Here is a 1,224-nt window from a genome sequence, read left to right as displayed (position 1 = left end):
ATCATTACCGGAAGCTTCATCGCTTTCTCTTCTGCCCGTTGCCGGCGTTTCACCCTCATCACCTTCGCCTGGACCCGCAACACCCGGCTGATGGCAATACCGTAGGTGTCCGCCTGGATGACTGCCTGGACAAAGCTCCGGAGTTCAGGAACGTTGGTGCGTTGGGCCAATGCCAGGTAGGCCTCCCGGCGACTGCGTCCAACCTGCATGTCCTGGAGCGTGCGTACAATCTCCTCCGCCAAGGGCCCCTTGCCGTTCTCCCCGGCTCGGGCCATCGCGCCTTCGAAACCGAGGCCGGCCTCCACCGAAATCAACATTTGGTCCATGGTGTTGGCAAGTTCCAACTGGATAGTCTTCTGCCGTTCCTGCCCCTTGCTGTAAAGCATGAGATCGGGGATGAAGTAGCCCAGCAGGACAACGAATATTCCTACCAGCTTGATGATCCCGCTCGAACTGCTTGTGGTGATGAGCAACCCGAAAAGCGCCCCACATAGTCCGAGTGCAGGTTTCGCAGCCAAGACGCGGCCCAGGGGAAGCGACGGCGGGCGTCCGGCCAGTGACAGCAGCCTGTCAAGCTTCTGCGCGTAGCTTCCCGGGGTGAGCTTGTAGCCGACGCGCTCCAACAGGCCGGCCCGGCTCTGCTCCGCGACTTCGGCGGCAACGTGGCCACGGGTAAGGAGTTCCCGAACGGCGCGCGGGGTCTTGCGGTCGACAGCAAGCAGCGACCACGCGAAATAGGCGCCCGGCAGGGGTACCAGCAGCAGCGACATGAAAAGGAAGGGATGCACGGTGCGCCTCAGAACTTCAAGTTAATGATTTTGCGCATCCACAGGCCACCGATGGTCATCAGGATGACCGACAACGCGATCAGCCCCCAACCGATGGGGTGCGTGAACATCACGTTCATGTAGCCCGGGTTGACCACCATGAGCATCAGCACGATGCCCACGGGAAGGGCCATCAGGATATAGGCCGAGAACTTGCCCTCCGCCGCCAGGGACTTGATGTGTCCCTTGATCTCGCTGCGCTCGCGGATGGTCTCATTGACCTGGTCGAGCACCTCGGCGAGGTTTCCGCCCACTTCCCGGTTGATCTGGATCGCCTGCCCAATCCAGACGAAATCCTCGCTCCGCATACGCTCGGCTGTATCGCTCAGCGAGGCCTGCAAATCGCGGCCAAGGCTGGTCTCGGTGATGACGCGGCGCATTTCCTCGGCTGTAGGGC

The 1,224-nt window shown here is 61.4% G+C and carries 2 protein-coding genes; both read right to left on the bottom strand.

Features of this window, described 5'->3' with window-relative positions:
• A partial coding sequence (locus ACFV20_RS37015) for a type II secretion system F family protein (protein WP_385665540.1) occupies window positions 1–770 on the bottom strand: 770 nt, incomplete at its 3' end.
• Window positions 771–796: 26 nt separating this feature from the next.
• The coding region (locus ACFV20_RS37010; RefSeq protein ID WP_385665537.1) for a type II secretion system F family protein at window positions 797–1,224 on the bottom strand (428 nt) is incomplete at its 5' end.

Origin of the sequence: Streptomyces sp. NPDC059696, assembly GCF_042733745.1 — a bacterium.
Classification (GTDB): Bacteria; Actinomycetota; Actinomycetes; order Streptomycetales; family Streptomycetaceae; genus Streptomyces.
This window is presented reverse-complemented; position numbering and strand designations above follow the sequence as displayed.